The organism is Paenibacillus sp. J22R67, assembly GCF_059692175.1.
The window spans coordinates 354,842-376,818 of record NZ_JCAUAX010000006.1 but is presented as its reverse complement, the minus strand read 5'-3'; the positions used below and the strand labels follow the sequence as shown (position 1 = coordinate 376,818).

The window sequence follows — 21,977 nt, the reverse complement described above, 5'->3', positions numbered from 1 at the left end:
TTCACGCCATACAGATACAACAAAAGGACTATCTCAAAAGTAGAAATATCTACTCTTGGGACAGTCCCTTCTTTTTATACACTTTGTAGGTAAGATTCCATAGCTTTCGCCAGTTTCTGCATGCCGAGAATTGTGTTCTCGCGATCCGTGTGCGTGTAGTTCAGGCGCATCGTGTTGTACTGAGGATTCTCCGCATAAAATGTGGACCCCGGTACAAAAGCCACGCCTTCTTTTACCGCAATTTTCAACAGATCTTCTGCACGTATATGTGTCGGAAGTTCCACCCAGATGAACATGCCGCCCTTCGGCTCTTCCCACTTCAGACCAGGCCAATTCAATTCTTTCAAAAGACCTGACATGAATTTCATGCGATCCAAATATTGCTCACGAATTAAAGAGATGTGTGCATCGAGATCGAAATGCTCAAGCAGATGGAACAGCGTTTGCTGATCAATCGTACTGGAGTGCAGATCCGCCGACTGCTTGAAACGAGCGATTTGACGAATGAGCGTCTCATCCCCCATCACCCAGCCTGTCCGGAAAGCAGGCGCTACCGTTTTGGAGAAGGTGCTCGTGTACACCACATTACCGCCTTCAGCTTTACCGCCAAGCGAGAAAATGGATGGATACGTTTCATTTTCATCAAATTGAATTTCCCCGTAGGGGTCATCCTCAAGAATCAGTACATCCGCTTCGCGGCAAATGTTCAGCAAGCCTTGACGGCGCTCTAAGCTCCATGCACGACCTGCCGGATTCGAAAATGTCGGAATAACATACACAAGCTTCGGATTATGCTCGGCAACTTTGGCAGCCAAATCTTCAAGAATCATGCCGTCGTTATCACTTTCAACGGAATAGATCTTGGCGCCTTTGGCTTGAAAAACTTGAATCGCCGCCAAGTATGTTGGTCTTTCTACCAAAATGATATCGCCTTCATCAATCATTACGCGTGTCAACAAATCGATCGCTTGCTGGGAACCTGTCGTTAGCAGCATCTCGTCTGGTGTGACGTGCATGTTCTTAGCAGCCATGCGTTTGCATAAGGACTCGCGCAGCGGCTTGTACCCTTCGGTTAATCCGTACTGCAGCGCTGACTTCCCGCCGCCAACAACTCGTTTAAACGCATCGCTCACCGCGTCCAATGGGAAAAACTCTTCAGCTGGCAATCCGCCGGCAAAAGAAATAATGGAGCTGCCTTGTGTCAGCTTAAGAATTTCTCTTACCGCCGAGGATGAGAAACCTTCTAGCGATTTAGAAAATCGATATTTCATAAATGGACGCATCCTTTCGCTATTTGTAGAAAGCACCCCTCCTCTAGCTTGGAGGTGAGGTGCTTATCCAGTCCGTGGACTTAGGGTGATTAAATCAACGTAACGTTGCTTCTATTGCTTGTTGGCGTTTTGCGTTTATCAATGAGTCTATTCACAGCGTCCAGATAAGCCTTGGCACTTGCTTCCAGAATATCTGTCGAGATGCCGCGTCCTTGAACGGACACATCGTTCTGCTTCAGAACGACATGCACTTCCCCGAGCGCATCTTTCCCGTGAGAGACGGACTTGATGGAGTAGTCATCCAGCTCGACTTCTTCCTTCGTTGCTTTATCAATGGCATTATAAATGGCATCAACGGAGCCGTTACCCACAGCACTTTCCGCCACTTCACTGCCGTCTTGGAAACGAACATGCACGGTTGCTGTTGGTGTCATCTGATTGCCGTAGGCCACTTGAAGCGTGCCAAGCACGAAAATTTCCGGCGTTTCGATCAACTTCTCTTCGATCAGTGCACGGATATCTTCGTCCTCTACCTGCTTCTTGCGGTCAGCCAAATCCTTGAACTTGCCGAACGCCACGTTCACTTGCTCGTCTGAGAGATCATAACCAAGATCGATCAACTTCTCACGGAACGCATGGCGGCCGGAGTGTTTGCCCATCACGAGCTTACTTTCCTTGACCCCGATGGTCTCAGGGGAAATAATCTCGTAGGTCGTTTTCTCTTTGAGCATCCCATCCTGATGGATGCCGGACTCATGAGCGAACGCGTTAGCGCCTACGATCGCTTTGTTGCCTGGCACCACCATGCCGGTCAGCTTGCTGACCAAACGGCTGGTGCGGTAGATCTCGTTCAGTACAAGCGATGTTTTCGCTTGGTAGAAGTCCTGGCGTGTCTCCAGCGCCAGCACAACTTCCTCGATCGAGGTGTTCCCTGCTCGCTCGCCAATACCGTTGATGGTGCCTTCGATTTGATCGGCACCATTCAGAACCGCCGCTAGCGCGTTAGCTGTCGCCATGCCAAGATCGTCATGACAGTGCGCGCTCAGTTGGATTTTCTCAATGCCTGGCACGGTGTCCTTCAGCATTTTGAAAATATTCCCATAGTCGTACGGTGTCATATAACCGACGGTATCGGGAATATTCACGACCGAAGCGCCGGCGCGGATCGCCATTGCTGTTACTTCTGCGATGAAATCAAGCTCCGTACGTCCAGCATCCTCAAGTGAAAACTCGATTTTGCTGAAATACTTCTTCGCATATTTAATCGCAGATTCCGCTGTCTCCAGCACTTGGTGCTTCTCCATCTTCAGCTTATGCTTCCGGTGGATAGGCGACGTCGCCAGGAACAGATGAATACATGGGTCCTGAGCGCCTTGCAGCGCTTCACGGACAGCCTCGATGTCCGTCTCCTTCGAGCGGGACAGACCGATTACAGAGGCGTTCTTAACAGCTCTCGCTACGGCATTAACGCCTGCCAAGTCACCAGGTGATGCAGCTGGGAAGCCAGCCTCCATCCGATCGACACCCAGCTTCTCAAGTTGAAGCGCGATTTCGACCTTCTCCTGTGTGTTCAAGTTCACGCCTGGCGATTGTTCTCCGTCTCTGAGCGTTGTATCAAAGATGTAGATTTTGCGCACCATGGTCACCTCCTAAAAGATTACGAGTGTTCAATTAAACTTCTAAACCTACCGAGTGACCGTTCCGTGCTTCAGTATTTGTCTCCGATCGTTTCTTGAAACCGTGTCCCCTGATTGGAATAAAACAAAAAGTCGGGACGCGTTTTCAAATACGAACGCTTCGCTTCTCCGACAAACACTGAGCCCTCCACTGGGGTGATCTTCGAAGTTTAAAAGACACACTCGCCAATTTTTACTCGTCTAAATAGTATTCACAGGGAGTGACTGGGAAATTCTCCGCAATCACTCCCTGTGGGATGAATAACTATATGATTCAATCAAGCATTAAATTACTTTTTGATCCAGTGCATCATTTCGCGTAGTTCCGCACCAACAACCTCGATTGGGTGTTGAGCTTCGTTACGGCGAGTTGCGTTCATGAACGCAAAGTTGGATTGGTTTTCCAAGATGAAGTCGCGAGCGAATTTACCTTGTTGGATATCTGTAAGAACAGCTTTCATTTCTTTCTTCGTTTCAGCTGTGATGATGCGAGGTCCTGTTACATAGTCACCATACTCCGCTGTGTTGGAGATGGAGCTGCGCATGGAGGAGATTCCGCCTTCATACATCATGTCAACGATCAATTTCAACTCGTGCAAGCACTCAAAGTAAGCCATTTCAGGAGCGTAACCAGCTTCAACCAATGTTTCGAAACCAGCTTTAACCAGTTCAGATGCACCGCCACAAAGAACGGCTTGCTCACCGAACAAATCAGTTTCTGTTTCTTCACGGAAGGAAGTTTCGATAACCCCTGCGCGTGTACAGCCGATACCTTTTGCATAAGCAAGTCCGATTGCTTTTGCATTGCCAGTAGCGTCTTTCTCGATCGCGATCAAACCAGGAACGCCGAAGCCTTCAACATAAGTACGACGTACCATGTGACCTGGGGATTTAGGAGCAACCAAGAATACATCTGTACCTTCAGGAGCTACGATTTGACCAAAATGGATGTTAAAGCCGTGGGAGAACATCAAAGCTGCGCCTTTTTTCATGTTCGGTTGAATGGACTCACGGAATACGCGAGCTTGCGTTTCATCCGGCATCAAGATTTGAATAACATCAGCGCGTGCTGCTGCTTCTTCAACGGATACAACTTCGAAACCGTCATTTTTTGCTGCATTCCATGAACGGCCTTCACGAAGACCGATAATTACGTTCAAACCACTGTCACGCAAGTTTTGTGCTTGTGCGTGCCCTTGGGAACCATAACCAACAACTGCAATCGTTTTGCCTTTAAGTACCGCTAAGTCTGCATCTTTTTCATAATAAGTAGTAACTGCCATTTCGTATAAATCCTCCTTTGATATGATGAATCCGTATTGTCTACCCCTTGAGTGGGTGTTTCAACGATGAACCCTGAACGACTAGCCTTTTAAAGCGCTAAAGAGTCTATCGCTCAAAGCCCCACTCAAGGAGGCTTTCCCTACTTTTTCACTTAACTGACTATTATTTATTTAACTGAGCCCCGAATCATTGCCGTTGCTCCCGTACGGGATAGCTCACGGATACCATATGGACGAAGCAATTCTACCATAGCATCTATTTTATCTGAATCTCCGACAACTTGCACGATAATTGAAGCTGGTCCAATATCGACAACCGCGGCACGGAATGTTTCGACAATTCCGAGAATTTCAGGACGCATGATCGGTTCAGCGTTTACTTTAATAAGTGCTAATTCTCTAGCTACCATCGGGTTAGAGCTAAGATCAACGACTTTGATGACGTCAATTAGCTTGTACAGCTGTTTGGAAATTTGCTCCAATGTGCTGTCATCCCCTGTTGTTACAATAACCATCCGGGAAAGTCCGAGTTCTTCGGACTCCCCTACAGTGATACTTTCAATATTAAAGCCTCTGCGTCCGAACAAACCGGATACTCGCTGCAGAACACCAGGCTGATTGTTTACGAGTACGGAAACTGTATGTTTAGTTGTCGTCATCATTCCGAATCCCCCATTAACATGTCGCTAATTGTATCGCCTGCTTTAACCATTGGGAACACGTTCTCTCCTTTTGGTACGACGAAATCAATCAAGACCGGTCCAGGTGTATCAAGCGCTTCCTGCCAAGCTTTTCTTGCTTCTTCCTTCGTCGTAGCACGCAAGCCTTTTACGCCATAAGCTTCAGCAAGCTTCACGAAATCCGGGCTTCCAGCCAAATCGATATGGCTGTATCGGTTATCATAAATGATTTCCTGCCATTGACGAACCATGCCGAGTACTTGGTTATTCAGAATAACAATTTTCACTGGAATGTTGTTAATCGAACAGATCGCAAGCTCTTGCGCACACATTTGAACGCCGCCGTCGCCATTGATGGAAACAACCAGTTTATCCGGGTTCCCCATTTGCGCGCCGATCGCGGAAGGGAAACCAAAGCCCATTGTACCAAGTCCACCGGATGTTACCAAGGAGCGAGGGTTTTTGAACTTGTAGAACTGAGCAGCCCACATTTGGTGCTGACCAACGTCAGTTGTAACGATCGCTTCGCCTTTCGTTGTTTCACTGATCATTTCTACAACATATTGCGGCTTCAATTCTGTTTCTGTATCACCGTATTTGAGCGGGAATTTCTCTTTGTTAGCTTGAACTTCAGCAATCCATGCTTCGCTTTTCGCAGGCTTAGCTTTGAGATTGGCTAAAGCCAGAACAGCTTTCACATCGCCAACACACGGGATATCCGTTTTCACGTTCTTGCCGATTTCCGCAGGATCCACATCGATATGTGCGATTGTTTTCACCTTAGGGGCAAAACCGTTCAAGTTCATTGTCACACGGTCATCGAATCTCGAACCGATGGAAATCAGGAGGTCCGCATTCTGAATGGCTGTGTTCGCCGTGTACGTTCCGTGCATCCCCGGCATACCGAGCCATAGCTCGTGCGCACTTGGGAATCCGCTAAGTCCGAGCAGTGTAGTTGCCACCGGAATCTGTGTAGCATTGACGAACTCGATCAGCTCTTTGGAAGCATCGGAGTAGACAACGCCACCGCCAGCGATGATCACTGGACGTTCTGCTTCTTCGATTGCTTTCAGCAATTTGTCAACTTGCAGCTTATTAGGCTGAACAGTCGGGTTGTAGCCGCGGATGTTGACATCCGATACCGGCTTAAATATCGTTTTATGAGCGGAGACATCCTTTGGTATGTCAATGAGAACCGGACCTTTACGACCTGAGTTCGCAATATGGAACGCTTCATGAATGATGCGCGGCAGATCTTCTACATCACGAACCAAGTAGCTGTGTTTCGTAATCGGCATCGTAATCCCCGTGATATCTGCCTCTTGGAAAGCATCCGTACCGATAAAGTTCGTTGCAACGTTCCCTGTAATAACGACGAGTGGAACAGAATCCATATATGCTGTAGCTATCCCAGTGACGAGGTTCGTAGCCCCCGGTCCTGATGTAGCGATACATACGCCAACTTTGCCTGTGGAACGTGCATATCCATCGGCAGCGTGAATGGCTCCTTGCTCATGTCTTGTTAGTAGGTGGTTAAAATCGGAAAAGCCATGCATGGCATCGTAGATGTACAAAACAGCGCCGCCCGGATATCCAAAGACGCAGTCCACACCCTCCAGCAATAAGCTTCTTAGCAAAATCTCAGAGCCTGTGATCAGGTCCGGCTTCATCAGCTTGTCAATCAGTTCTTCTTTTGACCTCTTTGGTTCAGTTTGAACATTCATTGTGATCCTCCTCTCAAAAAGTAAGTCCATGTTAATCATCGATCTTTCTTAGACAATAAGAAAAACCCCTGTTCATCCCGCGCACGTACGTAACGTGTTAAACGGGACGAAAGGGGTTTAAGCTTCCGTGGTACCACCCAAATTTGCTACATGCCTCACAGCATACAGCCTTAGCAGGTATGTTCGCGTAGAACAATACCCTCAGCACTATAACGTGTGCTTTTCCGATTCTCCCTAGTGCTTACAGACAATGCTATAAGTCTTCAGGAAAACAGCTCCGAGGTGACTTCGTACGTAAGGGATTAAGGCGATGGTTTCAGCAAGTCCAACGCTCTCTGCGCATAAGTGCCCTTATGACTTCTTCCTCTTCATAGCCGATTTATTCGTGAACACCATCCGTTAAGATGATATTAGAGATTATTATATGCATCCCCAGAGCATTAGTCAATAGCATATCGAATAAAACAAACGAAAGTGAGGGAATATACTACCAATTCAGGAAATGAGGGCTTCGCTGATGACATCTTCTCAGAAATCCGCTCTCCCTTTATCAACGGATTTGCATACGAATATTTCGATGATGAAAGAAGCTCTTGGCGATTCTCCAGATATCATTATTCGCCTACTCGATATGCAGGTTAGTCAGGATCACCTTTCCGTTGCTTTAATCTACATAGATGGGCTTGTCCAATCAGAAGCAATACATAAACACCTCATTGAGCCCTTATTAAATGTTCAAGCAACTGAGCAGACAAGCGAGCAATATTGCGGAGTTCACGAAATCCTGCAGCAAACCATTTCCGTTGGCGAGCTATTCGAAGCCAAATATGACATTGAGCTGCTGAATGCCCTATTAGAGGGCAGTACAGTTATTTTAATCGATGGATTCGACGAGGCCTTTATCGCCTGCACGAACGGCTGGGAGAAACGAGCGATTGAAGAACCGCAATCACAAACCGTGATCCGGGGACCAAAGGAAAGCTTCACGGAGGACATTCGAACGAACTTGACCCTATTGCGCAGAAAGATCAAGTCGCCTGATCTTCGCTTTGAGAGCATGAAGATTGGCCGTTACACCCGGACTGAGATCATTCTGACCTACCTGCATGGTGTCGCGAATGAGAAGGTGCTGAATGAAGCACGCAAACGGCTTAAGCTCATTGATACGGACAGCATTCTGGAGAGCGCTTATATCGAGGAATTCATTGAAGATAAAGGCTATACACCTTTTCCCACCATGCTGAACACCGAACGCCCTGACACAGCAGCTGCGGGTTTGCTAGAAGGGCAAATTGTCATTATGGTCGACGGGACTCCATTCGCTTTAATCGCTCCCGTGTCGTTCTTTAAGTTCTTGCAATCAAGTGAGGACTACTACCAGCGGTATGATATCGCTTCCTTCGTGCGTCTTATCCGGTACGCCTCTTTTTTCGTCTCTATGCTTCTTCCGTCTCTCTATATCGCGATTACCACTTTCCACCAGGAGATGCTGCCTACAACACTCCTCATCAGCCTCGCTGCCCAACGGGAAGGCGTGCCTTTCCCTGCGCTTGTGGAAGCGTTCCTGATGGAGATTACGTTCGAGGTGCTGCGGGAAGCAGGGGTGAGGATGCCCCGCGTTGTCGGACCCGCCATCTCCATTGTGGGTGCGCTTGTTCTCGGACAAGCTGCCGTGCAAGCTGGGCTCGTATCCGCAGCGATGGTTATCGTTGTCTCTTTCACAGCGATTTCCAATTTCGTCACGCCCGCGATTAACTTGGCAGTAGCAGCAAGACTGATCCGCTTCATGCTCATGCTTTTAGCTGGCTTGCTTGGACTGTTCGGGATTCTATTCGGCTGTATGTTCATCCTTATTCACATGTGTTCAATTAAATCGTTCGGTCTGCCTTATATGGCGCCAATTTCCCCGTTTATTCCGTCCAATGTGAAGGATATCTTCATCCGGCTTCCATGGTGGAAATTAGTCAAGAGACCGTTAATGCTGACCAAGAATATATATAGACAGCGTCCTATGCCTAAAAATCCAAAGAAAAAATAACTGCACACGGAGGAGACTGGATGCATGCGGACCAAGCGCCGAGTGGTATTGACAAGCCTAATCTCTTTCGTTATTTGCTGCTTGTGTACGAGCTGTTGGGACCGGACTGAGCTAAATAAGATCGCCATCACCTCAGCAACCGCCGTTGATTGGGAGAATGATCACTGGAAAGTCACTTATCAAGTCGTCATTCCCCAATCCATCTCCAACGCGGGCGGAATGGCGATTCAGCAGGCCCCTGTATTGGTGTTCTCTACGAACGGGGACTCCATCCAATCTGCCGTTCAAAGGGCCAGTTTAGAGATGCCTCGAACGATGTTCTTCGCTCATAACCGCGTCGTGGTCATTGGCGAGAGCGCAGCTCGCAAAGGCATCGCTCCCATTATCGACGTTTATTTAAGAAGCGCGAGTTCCCGAGAAACCGTAAGCTTGCTCGTGAGCAGAGACGAGGGCCGGAAAATTCTAGAGCAAATTTTACCACTCGAAAAAATACCCGGCGCAGCCTTGAGAAACATGGTACTCAATGAGGACAAAACCGATGGCAACCTCAAACAAGTCATGCTTTATCAGCTCGCGATGAGGATGGCTAGTGACTCTGGTTATTCAACAATACCTGAAGTATTTATCTCGGGTGAAGGTGCCGAGTCCACTTCAATCGAAAATTTAAAAAGCACAAATTTCGATACCAAGCTCAAAATGGGGCGCATCGGGGTTTTTCAAAAAGATCAGCTCGTCGGCTGGATGACTGGACATGAAGGTTATGGACTCAGTTGGATTAAAGGAGAAATCAGCCAGTCTATTTTATTTTTCGGATGCACTGAGAAAAGTGAGCAGTCTAGCTCCGCCATACGTATTACCAAGGCTTCAACCAAGCTGACCCCTGTAAATATCCAAGGAAAGTGGGTCATCAAAGCTGAGGTAAAAGCCAATGGACAACTGCTTGAAAACGGGTGTACGATTGACGCCTCAAAACCGGAAGGCAGCCGTGAAATGGAGAAACTGATTGGAAATACCATCTCGAAACTTATGCTAAATTCCTTGCATAAAGCCCAAAGCATGAAAGCAGATGTCCTTGGATTTGCAGGCCTCATCCATCGGAAGGATCCGAAAGCCTGGGAGTTGCTAAAGCCAGATTGGGAAGCGTATTTTGCCCACATGCAGATGGAGTCTTCTTTCCAAATCGAGATTGCGAATATCGGCATGAACAGTAAATCCGTGAAACAGCTTATTGAGAGTGACAGCAAGTAAAGGCATTCGGAAGAAGGAGTCTAACCGCATGGAACGAATCAGCAACTACCAAATTGCCGTTATGATTATTCTTTTCCAAATCGGCAGCACGCCTTTATTTGCCATTGGCAGCAAAGCCAAGCAGGATTCATGGGTTGCTATGATTGTCGCGGCGATCATTGGCTTGGTTCTGCTGCGGATGTTCCTCTATATCCAGAGCATCGCGCCTGATCAGTCTCTCATCGTCTTAATGCGTATCTGCTTCGGCAAAATAGCAGGCGGCATACTAAGCTGCTGCTTTCTTATTTACTTTGCTTATGAATCCATGAGAAACGTACGAGACTTCGGCGAAATCACGAGCGTGACACTGCTCACTCGAACGCCAAAATTTGTCGTCATGCTGCTGGTCATTGTGCTGGCCGCGTATATGATTATTATGGGCATTGAAACCTTTTGCCGCGTTGCTGAAAGTTTAATACTACCCGTACTTTTTAGCTATGGCGTCCTCTGTCTTCTCATATTCGGCTCCAAATTAATCAGCATTGAACGGATTCAACCTATTATGGAAAAGGGCTTCAAGCCAATCCTTGCGGCGGCTTTCCCCGATCTGGTCTCTTTCCCATTCGGCCAAATGGTCGTCTTTCTGATGTTTTGGCACCTCATGGCAGATAGCAAGAAACTAAAACGCATCAGTGTTCTCACCTATCTCGGGGTAGCGGTATTCCTCGTTGGGATGAATATGATGAATGTACTGGTGCTCGGTCCCTCCTTGATTGGCAACAGCACTTTGCCCTTTCTGCAGACTGTGCAGTTAATTCAGGTTGGTGATATTTTTGAACGGCTGGATGTCTTCGTGACCCTGCTGCTATTTCTCGGCTTATTCGTTAAACTAACAGCGTTCTTCTGGGCAGCCGCTTATGGGGTTTCCCAGCTTACGGGCTGCAGAGCCAAGCTTTCTATTTGCTTTGTAGGCGCTGTGATTTTCGCTTCTTCCTTTCTCGAACCTAACTACACCTATCACATCTGGTTAGGTCTCGCGGTGAGCGTTAAGCTGTTCCCTATTTTTCAAATTCTGCTGCCCCTCGCCATGTTCATCGCCATATTGCTTCGCAAACTGAAAAAGAATCCACCATCGGAAGACACACAAACCCACGAGAATGCGTGTTAAAATAAAAAAAAGCTTGCCCCCTTGTGGGGACAAGCTTCCTGAACGCGAAGCGCAGCTTACGCGTTTACTTTTGCTTTTGCAGCTGTTGCCAAATCGTTGAACGCTTTAGCATCGTTTACAGCCAAATCAGCCAAGATTTTGCGGTTGATGTCGATACCAGCCAATTTAAGGCCGTGCATCAATTTGCTGTAGCTCAAGCCGTTTTGACGAGCGCCTGCATTGATACGAGTGATCCACAGTCTGCGGAAATTACGTTTCGTTTGGCGACGGTCACGGTAAGCATACACTAAAGATTTCATTACTTGCTCTTTAGCTGTTTTAAATAAACGGTGTTTGGAACCGAAATAACCTTTTGCCAATTTCAAAATTTTCTTACGACGGTGAGCGCGAATAAATCCGCCCTTGACTCTTGCCATTGTTAACTACCTCCTGGGATGTATAAATAATGTTCGAATGTTAAAAGATTAACCTTTAATAAGTGTCAACTGTTGTTTCAAACGACGTACATCGCCAGGAGCCATAACTGGGTTCGTGGACAAAACGCGTTTTTGCTTAGATGATTTACCGGAAAGCAAATGGTTCTTACCTTGTTTGTATCTCATCACTTTGCCTGTGCCAGTAATTTTGAAACGGCCTTTCAGGCTGCTGTGTGTTTTCATTTTCGGCATGGTGTTGTTCCTCCTAATTTAGTATACCGCCTAGGTTGTTGCCTTCGGCGTTAAGATCATGATCATGCTTCTTCCCTCAAGCTTAGGAGCGCGCTCCTGTGAGGAAATGTCGGCTGTTTCAGTAGCCAGACGTTCAAGCACTCTGCGACCAATCTCCGAGTGCGCTATTTCGCGCCCGCGGAACCTGACGCTGGCTTTCACTTTATCGCCTTCGCCAAGGAACTTAACCGCATTGCGAAGCTTCGTTTGGAAGTCATGCTCATCGATTGTCGCGCTTAAGCGAATCTCTTTGATATCCACGATCTTCTGGTTCTTACGAGCTTCTTTCTCTTTCTTCTGTGTTTCATAACGGAATTTACCGTAATCCATAATGCGGCATACCGGCGGCTTCGCCGTTGGTGCTACATTTACCAAGTCCAAGTTCGCGTCCTGTGCGATTTGAAGAGCTTCGCGAATCGGCGTAATGCCGAGTTGTTCTCCGTCCGCCCCGATCAGGCGTACTTCCTTCACACGAATCTCATCATTAATCATATGGTCTTTGCTAATAGTGTTCCACCTCCAGAAAGTATGTACCTCTATCCAATATAAAAAAGATGTGGGCGCGCAGTGGCCCACATCTTCATCAATAACAGGTTTAAGCAACCTATTGAGCATTCATGATGATTCATTCAAACCAGCCAACAATCTTGTCGGTCAGGTGAGAAGCGGGCGCCTCTGCTTTTACTTGAAGTATAATATCATCTCGGTGAAGAAAAGTCAACTAACTTGTTTACTTTTCATTTCATCCAGGCGAATGACGCGTGTATGCTCCGTGTGGCTCCATTGCTTGTTGTTTTGCGTGAAGAAAGCAAAGAACGTAATCGGCCACCAAGATATCATAAACACTGGATATAAAATTAAATATTTATAAACTTTGCGTGGCGCCTTCTCAATTAACATAGAGATTGGCAGCAGCACGAAAATGGCAAAACTCACTGAGTTAAAGAAAACGGGATTGATGTCGGCAAGCATTGGTGTTTCCGACCAGCCCGGCGTTACGGATTTGATCCACAGCAGAACCGTGATAATCGCTCCGAAGAAAAAGTTGTATACGTTAGCGGAATAAATAGCCGCGTCAATCTTCGTCCAGCTGCCTTCTTTGATACCTTGCCACAATAGCGGGAAGAAGTAACGCTTAGCCACGTCAAAGTGTCCTTGCATCCAGCGCAGACGCTGTTTGGCAGATGCTCTGAACGTAAGCGGCTTCTCATCATAAACAAACGCTTCGTAGTTGTAAGTCGGTCTAATACCCATCTTGATGCAGCGCATCGAGAATTCCAAGTCCTCAACGAGGCTCGTAGCTCCCCATCCAATCTGCTTTAACAGCTTGGACTCAAAACACATACCCGTACCGCCCAAATAGTTGGCAAGGCCCAAGTTCGTGCGGGGCATTTGCCAGAAGCGATTTGCAAAGTAGTACGAAATCGCGTAAGAACCGGTAACCCAGGAATCGTTAGGATTCTTGCTATCTAGGTAAGCCTGAATCACTCTGGAGCCAGAGCAAAGATCATTGTTCATGTGCAGCAGGTAGTCCGGGCTAGCGAGGTTGTCGGCATCGAACATAACAACCGCGTCATACTGACGCTCGCGTTTCCAGAGCTCCTTCAGCATCCATTCAATCGCATAACCCTTGCCTCTTAAGTTCGGGTTGTGACGCTCCATGGCATAGACGCCATGACTGCGTGTAATATCAGCCGTGTTATCCGTACAGTTATCACAAATCACGAAGATGTCATAGAGCTCTTTTGGGTAATCCAAAGCCTTCAGATTCTCGATCAATGCGCCAACGACTTGCTCCTCGTTATGAGCTGCGACCAGGACAGCAAACGATTTCTGCGGTGCAAACTTCTGTTTGTTTCTTGGACGGTACCATCCGAAGAAAGTTAAAAAAAACTGATACGCACCGACGAGCGCCAAGCCAATCTGAAACGTAAGCACAATCTTGTCAAGCATGAAGCAAAGTCCCCCTTTTTGTTTATGCACACAAGCTATCTTTTTATACGCATAGTGCGCAATTATGTACAGGTGAATTAACCGTTCTTGATTTTCCTCTCTTTCCCCCTATTTGTCAAAGTCTACAAAAACCGAAAAATAGCCGGTTCTCTGAGATTTAAGGGGAACGGACACATACTTTACCGCATGTGCTTGAAATCAGATCGTTAAAGTCCTGTTTTCAACGTTTTTCATTTTATTGTGTACAAAAAGTTCACCATTTAGACCAACCAGCAACCCCTCATGTGTTTCGGGTTTATTATAATTCACCCGAGCTTCCCCTGACAACTTTTGCCGGGTCCGATCTAACAGCGGCTCCAGCAAACAAGTTCTGAGGTATCCTTCATACCATTCGCCGGGTTTTCACGCAGAGAGTCCGTCATGAGGAAATCTCATTCATTAGGACCTTGTCACCCAGACTTACAGCATAACGGACTCTACAACATCGATGCCATATGACCTAAGCACTGACTTTCTTTCGGGCATTTTCAACCTGAACCGCGCTGTGTCGACACCTAATTCGAAAAATCCTGAATTGAAAGGGTTTACAAAAAGACTGTTCTAGGCACAATGGATCGGGATATCACTTCGACATTTGGGGTAAAATAAAAGGAATACTATACCATTATTTCCATCATTAATTCTTTTTACCCGATCATAAAAATGTAAACGAAATATTTCTAAAAATTTATTGCTGCGTTAATCTCCCTTTAATAAATGTTCTTTATAATTTGAAATAGCAGATATCTCAAGTTTCGAAGGAGGCTACTACTCATGAGCAGAGTCGTGAACTGGCTTCAGCATCATGAAACACGCATGTTCCACTTTGTGAATCAACGTATTCAGCACTTCTTCCTCGATCATTTTTTTTCTAGAATTACGCATTTAGGAGGAGCTACGGCGACGATCGTTATTTCGCTTTGCTGCGCGTTGTTTGGGCAAGGAGCTCTGCAGACCGCTGGTATTCAAGCTCTCATCGCCCTAACGATCAGTCACATTCCGGTTGCTATCATTAAAAAGAAATATCCGCGGCTCCGGCCTTATCTTGTACATCCCCAAACGATTACGTATAAAAATCCATTAACGGATCATTCTTTTCCGTCCGGACATACAACCGCCATTTTCTCGATCATCATTCCGTTTATGGCAGCCATACCAGTTCTTGCTCTCATCCTTTTGCCACTAGCTTTGATCGTTGGTCTATCACGTATCTACCTAGGGCTGCATTATCCTTCCGATTGTTTCGTTGGTAGTTTGATCGGTACGGCAGCATCTCTAACAACTGTAGCTTTATGGGGGTAAAATGAATGGATGCTGTGCAGGGTAAAAAGCGGGTTCTCATCCTCTCTGAAGGTTTCGGAGCAGGTCATACTCAAGCAGCCTACGCGCTCGCTGTAAGCTTAGAAAAGCGTTGCACGACGATTGAAACCCGTGTACTAGAACTGGGGTCTTTCCTGCATCCGACCATTGCGCCTTGGATTATCCAAGCTTACAAAAAGACACTGACTACAAGTCCCAAGCTTTACGGTCGGTTATACCGCTCTCAGTACAAGAAATCGTTAAATCGATTGACGCAATTAGCACTGCACCGCATCTTTTACGCTCAGACGGCGGAGATCATCCAGAACTGGGCTCCTCAAGCCATCGTCTGCACACACCCTTTTCCCAGCGTCGTTGTGTCACGGCTCAAAAGAGCCGGTCTTGCCATTCCGCTGTGCACCGTCATCACCGATTATGATGTACACGGAACATGGGTCAGTCGTGAAGTGAATAAATATATGGTCTCGACAGAGGATGTCAAAAACAAACTGCTTGGTCGAGGAATCCCCGCGGCTCAGGTCGAAATCACAGGGATTCCTGTCCATCCCAGCTTCCGAGTAGCGCACGATAAATCGATCATTCGACAGCAATTCCAGTTGGCCGCGATGCCAACAGTACTCGTAATGGGCGGCGGTTGGGGCCTAATCGGAGGAGATTCACTCAGCGAGCATCTCGTAGCATGGAGAGACAAAGTGCAGTTCATATTTTGCCTAGGAAATAATGCCAAAATATTAACGAAACTCGCCGCGGACGAACGTTATCAGCACCCGAACATCCGCCTGCTTGGATTCACGCCAGATATTGACAAATTAATGGAAATTTCGGACTTACTGGTTACCAAGCCAGGTGGCATGACCTGTTCAGAAGGTCTTGCGAAATCCATTCCAATGCTGTTCTATGATCCGATCCCAGGACAAGAAGAAGAGAACGTACTCTATTTTACCGAACAAGGCTTCGGTGAACCCATCCGATCCGCCGATACCATCTCGAACTGGTTGGCGATGCTTGTAAGCCGTTACACAGATGTCCAGGCAAGACGCGTTTGGAATTACCGCCAACGAATGAATACACCTTCAGCGGATTGTTCAGAGGTTATTCTCCAAGTGATGGGATAACCATCGCTTTAACGCAAAAGAGGCTGCCCCTAAGTCATCAAATGACCGTGGGGAGCCTCTTTGTTGCATTTATGGGACAACCTTTTCAGATTAGCAGCACATACTCCCGAGTAACGCAGCTAAAGCAGCTGTTTATTCAGCTTTCGCCTTGCTCAATTGGTCGAGATGAGCAGCAAGCACGTCCTGACCAATCACTACTTCACAACGGTGAATGTTCATACCCTTTGTGGCGAATTTCGTTTCATATTCCGTCATGACATGATCCGGGTGAAACCCTTCTGCATGCAGATTCAAAGAAATATTACGCATTCTTAAGCCCATGTCGGCAAAAGAATTCAGCGAGAACTCGAAGAGCGATTGCGAATCGGTTTTCAAATGAATCTCGCCGTTCGCATTCAGAATTTGCTGATATTTGGCGACAAAACCACGATGCGTCAGACGTCTGCGGGCATGCTTTTTCTTCGGCCATGGATCACTGAAATTCAGATAAACCCGCTCCAGCTCTCCTTCAGCAAAAGCTTCTTCAATATGTTCGATATTGAACAGCATCAGCTTCAAATTCGCAATGTTCGCCGCTGATTCTGACTCTTCATCGGTATTAATCTCATGAGCGATCTTCGCTTTCTCACTTGCTTTGCGGATCAGCTCATCATACATATCGACGCCAATGAAATTAATATCGGGATATTTCTTACTCATTTCACTGATGAAACGCCCTTTCCCCATCCCAAGCTCAGCATGAATAGGGTTATTATTGCCAAATAACTCAGCCCACTTGCCTTTATAATCCTTGGCATTCAGAACAACGAGTTCCTTCTGGCGTTCTATATCTTCTCGAATTCCTTTTCTTCCCCGTAAACGCATCTATTATTTGCCTCCTACACGTACAAGCTATCGAATACAAATCATAGACCATTCTTGGGAAAAAATCAAAGGGAATTAGACTTCCAATTCATGATATTGAATGGTTTTGGAGGTTGCTGGGAACAACATACGATCTAAGGAGCGATGCACCTTTTGTCTGGCTTCCTTTGCTACATTCGGATCTGCCACAAATTTCACACCACTGCTTAACGCCTGAGCTTCCCTCACGGTTAGCTCAACGATCAGGGTATCTGTGGATAAGGTAGTAGTTGTCATGTTGATTTCACCTGCTCTCTTTTCAGCTTTTAATCGTTAGTCTTGGTTTGGAAGGATATCTTTATGAATGGTAGATCATGAGGGGTAAGGAATTATGTTGCAACAGCATTCTATGTTGTACTTCGTGCAACTATTTGCCTATAATCGGGCCACAGCACGCTTCTATATTGTACTTAATACAACGATTTAGGCACTAAACTGCTCGCATCTCACCTCTTCGCAATAATGGTTGTATTTTGTGCAACGAAAGACCGCATTTGCAGTCAGACCAGGCCATTATGTTGTATATAATGCAACGTAGGCCCTCCACACTTGCTGCCGTCTACCCGCACCGATCACTCAAATTTCAACGGGAAATAGTACAGCTAATTTGTTCTTCCACACCACTTTTAACAGTAGAAATTCCAGTTATTCCACCAACGAATAGGTTGCTTTGCTTCACTTACATCAAGAAAAACGCCTTCCGTTAGGAAGGCGCTCACTTGGTTACTTGTAGCTCTCATCTCTGCGTTTATTGCCACCTCTTAATCCTGCCAAACCTATTAAGCCAACTAAACCAAGCCAACCCCAGTTCATATCATTGTCGTCTGCTGTTGTCGCATAGGCGCGATAGGATGACGTATCATAATTGCCGCGATTTGTTCCTGCTGTGCCTGCTGTGCCTGTCGTGCTCATTCGATCCATGAGATTGTTGCCATAGCCGTTGATTTGACCCAATACGCCGGTACCAGTGCCGGTGCCGGTACTTTTTCCCGTATACGTATTAGTGGTTGTTCCATCAGGTCTGTAAATACCATCGTACCTGTTTGGATTCGTCGTTGGAGCAACCTGTCCTGTAATTGGAGTTGTAACTCCATTATACGTATTCGTATTGGTCATCGTCCCCGTTCCGTTCAATAAACCCGTCCCGGCGCTAGTCCCCGTCGTAGCGTCGTAAGTGCTGCCCGTATAACCCGATGTTGTCGTAGTCCCCGTCCCCATTGTCCCAGAAGTACCCGCGTGAGTGTTCATCGTCGGTGTACTCATATTTGCGTGCGCCCCCACTGCCCCAAAGCTCAATGCTGTCGTTAAAGCTACCGCCAATGTCACTGTACGAAACTTTTTCACTTCTTCATTTCCCCTCTCGGCATATGATCGTCATGCAAAGTTATCATGCTCTGATCAGCCCTCTTTTAACGGGGAAGTTGGTGGAAAGGCAGGGGTCGCTTTCATGTTTAATTTTCGCTACAATAGGGTGGAAGGAAAGGAGTTCTAATCTGATGTCTACAATAATACAAGAATCGCCTCAGCTCTGGGGGGATAAACGTTTCCATACATGGAATTATGAAATGCGCGAAGCGTTCGGCGGCAAAGTGTTTAAAGTCATGCTGGATGCAGGCTTCACTTGTCCGAATCGCGATGGCAATATTGCAACAGGCGGTTGCACGTTTTGCAGTGCAAGAGGCTCTGGCGATTTCGCCGGAAGCCGCCGCGACGATCTCGTTACGCAATTTAACAAGATCAGAGATCTACAGCACCAAAAATGGCCGGAAGCTCAGTATATTGGCTACTTTCAAGCCTATACGAACACATATGCACCTGTGGAGCAGCTGCGCGAGTATTATGAAGTTATTTTGCAACAGCCAGGCGTAGTAGGCTTATCCATTGCAACGCGGCCCGACTGCTTGCCAGATGATGTTATTGAATATTTGGCTGAGCTGAACCAACGAACCTATCTATGGGTCGAAATGGGCCTCCAGACCGTTCATGAATCAACGTCTCAGCTTATCAACCGCGCACATGACACTCAGTGTTATTTAGATGCCGTGGCTAAGCTCAGGAAGCATAATATTCGCACTTGTGCGCACATTATTTACGGATTGCCTGGGGAAACCCATGAAATGATGCTGGACACTGGCAGAGCTGTCGCTCAAATGGATGTACAAGGTATCAAAATTCATTTACTTCATTTAATGCGTAAAACACCTATGGTGAAACAATATGAAGCCGGACTGCTCGAATTTCTTGAAAAAGATGAGTATGTGAAGCTCATTGTTGATACACTGGAGTTTCTTCCTCCGGAAATGATCGTTCATCGGCTAACCGGAGATGCTCCGCGCGATTTGCTGATCGGTCCGATGTGGAGCCTTAAAAAATGGGAAGTGCTGAATAGCTTCGATAAGCTGCTAGCAGAAAGAAATACATGGCAAGGCAAGTATTGGAAAGGTAAGATCAACAAATAAATAGCGGCTAGGATCAAACCCATTTCGATTATGAACCGTTTCCTATTATATAGTGAGAGCTTATATGAGGGAGATGGATGCGATGAAGAAAAGGGTTGGAGCAGTTTTAGTTGGATTCATGCTAGTCATGTCAGGGTGCGGAGCGGCGCCCGAAACAGCGGCGCCGGTTTCCGTATCGCCGCCACCCACGATGGCGGCAAGTGCCACGCCTGCCCCTGCGGCGCAGACGGCGACACCAACAGCCGCGGCCACGCCAGCGGCTCCTACAACGGCGCCGGCCACGCCAGTGCCGGCGGCGAGCAGTACGCCGCAGCCAAGCGCAGCGGCTGCGACACCTAGCGCAGCAGCGGCAACCGCTGCGCCGCCACCGGTGTCGGCTACGGCGAAGCCGACGCCGGTGCCTACACCGACGCCCGCGCCTGCGAGCGCGGCGCCCACTCCATCCGAGAAGCCACAGGCTGCGGATGCAGGTGTTACGACCGCAGCGCAGGCGCAGGCGTTGTTCAAGGACAACTGCATGTCCTGCCACGGGGCTGGGCTTGAAGGGGACTTCGGGCCGAACCTGACGAAAGTCGGTTCGCGTAAAACCAAAGATGAGATTGTGCAACAAATCAACAAGGGCAGTGGCGATATGCCACCTTTCCAAAAAGCCTTAAAGGCCGAAGAGATCGAAACACTGGCCGCATGGCTGGCAGCCAAAAAATAACTGTCGCTCACAAGCACAATCAGCATGGAGGCTTTCTTCGTATGGGTTTTGTTTCTGTTTTGGGTTTTGCTCATCAACTAATCGGCCAGCGTGTTCAACCAGGCGATACCGCCATTGACGCGACACTCGGCAACGGCGTAGACACCGTCTTCCTTGCGAAGCTGGTGGGCCGCCGCGGCCGCGTGTACGGCTTTGATATCCAGCAGCAAGCGCTGGATCAAACGAAGATGCGTCTGGAGAAGGAACTCCCAGACGCATCTTCTTCTGTGCACATGAGCTTATGCAGCCATGCGCTCATGGAAGCGGCTGTGCCGCAGGACCGCCATGGCAAAGTAGCCGCTGTGACCTTCAACCTCGGCTATCTGCCTGGTGCCGATCCGGCAACAATCACTAAGCAGGAATCAACCATTCCTGCTCTGGAAGCGGCACTACGCCTGCTCCGCAAAGGCGGCATTGTGACCATCGTCCTATACAGCGGGCACGATGGCGGCTCTGAAGAATCGGCTGCTGTCGAGACTTGGGCAGCGCAGCTCCCGCTCGCAGCTTATCAGGTACTACGCTACCAATTTATGAATACTAGTGCGCATGCCCCCTATCTCTTAGCCCTAGAAAAAAGATAGTCCCATGGTATAATGCTAGATAGGTAGTAGCTTTATTAGTTACTACTTATTAAATACATAGAGAGAAAGTAGGGATAGTAGTGAAATCATACCCGCTTCAATTTCAACCTGAAATGAAAGAACGTGTCTGGGGAGGCAGAGCCCTGGAGAAGTTTGGATTTCAGCTGCCGGAAGGCGCGATTGGCGAAGGCTGGATGATCGGCGATCACCCGAACGGAACTACGAAAGTTATTAACGGAGAGCTCGAAGGTCTTGGTTTGGACGAAATCCGTGAAAAATACGGTAAAACGTTATTCGGCACCAAAGGCTTTTCCGAAAAAAACGGACGTTTTCCACTCCTGATTAAACTTTTGGATTGTGAAGACGATCTGTCCGTTCAAGTTCACCCAAATGATCACTATCACAATTTGGCCGCGGGAGAACTAGGCAAAACCGAAATGTGGTACATCCTAGATGCTAAGCCCGGCGCCAAAATTATATATGGCATGAAGGAAGGCGTTACACGCGAAAGCTTGGCACAAGCTATTAGCGAGAATCGTATTTTGGACTGCCTGCAGGAAGTTCCTGTAGAAGCCGGCGATTCCTTCTATATCCCTGCCGGAACTGTTCATGCGCTAGGCGCAGGAGTTTTGGTTGCAGAAATTCAACAAAACTCCGATACGACTTACCGTCTGTATGACTATAACCGTCCTGGATTAGATGGCAAACCGCGCGATCTTCATATTGAAGATTCACTGAATGTTATCGCCTATGAAGGTTCAGGCTCCACGCGCATGAAAACAAACCTTAGCGAAACCAGCACATGGTTAACGCTGGCCGAGTCTCCTTTTTTCATCGTTGAAAAAGGTGTAGTAGGACCTAAGTGGGAGCTTAGCACATCACCTGAAAGCTTCGTGATCCTTGTCGTTGCTGAAGGAAATGGACAGCTTCACTGGGAAGATGGCAGCATCTCCACCAAGCCAGGCGACTGCTTCTTGCTTCCAGCTGATCTAGGCAGCTATGCGCTCGAGGGCAGCATGACGGTAATTCGCAGCTACTTGCCTTAACAGCGAACCAGTCGGCCTCTAAATAGCATACAAAAAGCGCTC

Annotated in this window: 21 protein-coding genes; 9 read left to right on the top strand and 12 right to left on the bottom strand. The window is 47.4% G+C overall.

Annotation, left to right across the window (positions count from 1 at the left end; genetic code table 11):
* Positions 1 to 74: 74 nt before the first annotated feature.
* From AC58VC_RS23795 to ilvB, 5 genes are all read right to left on the bottom strand, one after another.
* Positions 75 to 1,271, bottom strand: coding sequence for an aminotransferase-like domain-containing protein (locus AC58VC_RS23795; RefSeq protein WP_497371981.1), 1,197 nt, complete (start codon positions 1,269 to 1,271; stop codon positions 75 to 77).
* A gap of 89 nt (positions 1,272 to 1,360) precedes the next feature.
* Positions 1,361 to 2,908: a 2-isopropylmalate synthase gene (locus AC58VC_RS23790; RefSeq protein WP_497371979.1), complete on the bottom strand. Its 1,548-nt coding sequence runs from the start codon at positions 2,906 to 2,908 to the stop codon at positions 1,361 to 1,363.
* 329 nt (positions 2,909 to 3,237) lie between these two features.
* Complete coding sequence (gene ilvC, locus AC58VC_RS23785) at positions 3,238 to 4,230, bottom strand: ketol-acid reductoisomerase (RefSeq protein ID WP_161407711.1); 993 nt, start codon at positions 4,228 to 4,230, stop codon at positions 3,238 to 3,240.
* 167 nt (positions 4,231 to 4,397) lie between these two features.
* Positions 4,398 to 4,889 carry an acetolactate synthase small subunit gene (gene ilvN / locus AC58VC_RS23780; protein WP_145659093.1) on the bottom strand — a complete coding sequence of 164 codons (492 nt, stop codon included), beginning with the start codon at positions 4,887 to 4,889 and terminating at the stop codon, positions 4,398 to 4,400.
* Complete coding sequence (gene ilvB, locus AC58VC_RS23775; protein WP_497371977.1) at positions 4,889 to 6,634, bottom strand: biosynthetic-type acetolactate synthase large subunit; 1,746 nt, start codon at positions 6,632 to 6,634, stop codon at positions 4,889 to 4,891. The genes ilvN and ilvB overlap by 1 nt, the downstream gene beginning before the upstream one ends.
* Before the next feature lie 517 nt (positions 6,635 to 7,151).
* On the opposite strand from ilvB, the gene AC58VC_RS23770 reads away from it, so the two are divergent.
* The 3 genes from AC58VC_RS23770 to AC58VC_RS23760 are packed head-to-tail and all read left to right on the top strand — an operon-like array spanning position 7,152 to position 11,067.
* On the top strand, positions 7,152 to 8,672 hold the full coding sequence (locus AC58VC_RS23770; protein WP_497371975.1) for a spore germination protein: 1,521 nt from the start codon (positions 7,152 to 7,154) through the stop codon (positions 8,670 to 8,672).
* 24 nt (positions 8,673 to 8,696) lie between these two features.
* On the top strand, positions 8,697 to 9,920 hold the full coding sequence (locus AC58VC_RS23765) for a Ger(x)C family spore germination protein (protein WP_497371973.1): 1,224 nt from the start codon (positions 8,697 to 8,699) through the stop codon (positions 9,918 to 9,920).
* 28 nt (positions 9,921 to 9,948) lie between these two features.
* Complete coding sequence (locus AC58VC_RS23760) at positions 9,949 to 11,067, top strand: GerAB/ArcD/ProY family transporter (RefSeq protein WP_497371971.1); 1,119 nt, start codon at positions 9,949 to 9,951, stop codon at positions 11,065 to 11,067.
* Positions 11,068 to 11,123: 56 nt separating this feature from the next.
* Here the strand turns inward: AC58VC_RS23760 and rplT are convergent, their stop codons facing one another.
* The 4 genes from rplT to AC58VC_RS23740 form a co-directional block, all read right to left on the bottom strand.
* Positions 11,124 to 11,483 carry a 50S ribosomal protein L20 gene (rplT, locus tag AC58VC_RS23755; RefSeq protein WP_127455519.1) on the bottom strand — a complete coding sequence of 120 codons (360 nt, stop codon included), beginning with the start codon at positions 11,481 to 11,483 and terminating at the stop codon, positions 11,124 to 11,126.
* 48 nt (positions 11,484 to 11,531) lie between these two features.
* A complete protein-coding gene (rpmI, locus tag AC58VC_RS23750; protein ID WP_477503422.1) occupies positions 11,532 to 11,735 on the bottom strand; it encodes a 50S ribosomal protein L35 in 204 nt (67 codons plus the stop codon).
* 30 nt (positions 11,736 to 11,765) lie between these two features.
* Complete coding sequence (gene infC, locus AC58VC_RS23745) at positions 11,766 to 12,266, bottom strand: translation initiation factor IF-3 (RefSeq protein ID WP_029199202.1); 501 nt, start codon at positions 12,264 to 12,266, stop codon at positions 11,766 to 11,768.
* 225 nt (positions 12,267 to 12,491) lie between these two features.
* The gene (locus AC58VC_RS23740) at positions 12,492 to 13,727 is read right to left on the bottom strand and encodes a glycosyltransferase family 2 protein (protein WP_497371968.1); all 1,236 of its coding nucleotides are present in this window, start codon (positions 13,725 to 13,727) and stop codon (positions 12,492 to 12,494) included.
* 813 nt (positions 13,728 to 14,540) lie between these two features.
* On the opposite strand from AC58VC_RS23740, the gene AC58VC_RS23735 reads away from it, so the two are divergent.
* Positions 14,541 to 15,068 (top strand): phosphatase PAP2 family protein, encoded by a 528-nt coding sequence (locus tag AC58VC_RS23735; RefSeq protein ID WP_497371966.1) that lies wholly within the window; start codon positions 14,541 to 14,543, stop codon positions 15,066 to 15,068.
* 5 nt (positions 15,069 to 15,073) lie between these two features.
* Positions 15,074 to 16,201 carry an MGDG synthase family glycosyltransferase gene (locus AC58VC_RS23730; protein ID WP_497371964.1) on the top strand — a complete coding sequence of 376 codons (1,128 nt, stop codon included), beginning with the start codon at positions 15,074 to 15,076 and terminating at the stop codon, positions 16,199 to 16,201.
* A gap of 132 nt (positions 16,202 to 16,333) precedes the next feature.
* On the opposite strand, the gene trmB is transcribed toward AC58VC_RS23730, so the two are convergent.
* From trmB to AC58VC_RS23715, 3 genes are all read right to left on the bottom strand, one after another.
* Positions 16,334 to 17,065 carry a tRNA (guanosine(46)-N7)-methyltransferase TrmB gene (gene trmB / locus AC58VC_RS23725; RefSeq protein ID WP_497371962.1) on the bottom strand — a complete coding sequence of 244 codons (732 nt, stop codon included), beginning with the start codon at positions 17,063 to 17,065 and terminating at the stop codon, positions 16,334 to 16,336.
* Positions 17,066 to 17,140: 75 nt separating this feature from the next.
* Complete coding sequence (locus tag AC58VC_RS23720; protein WP_497371960.1) at positions 17,141 to 17,341, bottom strand: hypothetical protein; 201 nt, start codon at positions 17,339 to 17,341, stop codon at positions 17,141 to 17,143.
* Between the two features lie 486 nt (positions 17,342 to 17,827).
* Complete coding sequence (locus AC58VC_RS23715) at positions 17,828 to 18,448, bottom strand: WGxxGxxG-CTERM domain-containing protein (protein ID WP_497371958.1); 621 nt, start codon at positions 18,446 to 18,448, stop codon at positions 17,828 to 17,830.
* A 152-nt stretch (positions 18,449 to 18,600) separates the two neighbouring features.
* Here AC58VC_RS23715 and mnmL point away from each other — a divergent pair, with 152 nt between their 5' ends.
* The 4 genes from mnmL to AC58VC_RS23695 all read left to right on the top strand — a co-directional run bounded on the left by mnmL (position 18,601) and on the right by AC58VC_RS23695 (position 21,935).
* Entirely contained in the window at positions 18,601 to 19,563 is a 963-nt protein-coding gene (gene mnmL, locus AC58VC_RS23710) for a tRNA modification radical SAM protein MnmL/YtqA (protein ID WP_497371956.1), read from the top strand.
* 64 nt (positions 19,564 to 19,627) lie between these two features.
* Positions 19,628 to 20,269, top strand: coding sequence for a c-type cytochrome (locus tag AC58VC_RS23705; protein ID WP_497371954.1), 642 nt, complete (start codon positions 19,628 to 19,630; stop codon positions 20,267 to 20,269).
* A 41-nt stretch (positions 20,270 to 20,310) separates the two neighbouring features.
* Positions 20,311 to 20,889, top strand: coding sequence for a tRNA 5-(aminomethyl)-2-thiouridylate-methyltransferase MnmM (gene mnmM, locus AC58VC_RS23700; RefSeq protein ID WP_497371952.1), 579 nt, complete (start codon positions 20,311 to 20,313; stop codon positions 20,887 to 20,889).
* Between the two features lie 80 nt (positions 20,890 to 20,969).
* Complete coding sequence (locus AC58VC_RS23695; RefSeq protein WP_497371950.1) at positions 20,970 to 21,935, top strand: type I phosphomannose isomerase catalytic subunit; 966 nt, start codon at positions 20,970 to 20,972, stop codon at positions 21,933 to 21,935.
* Positions 21,936 to 21,977: the final 42 nt, after the last annotated feature.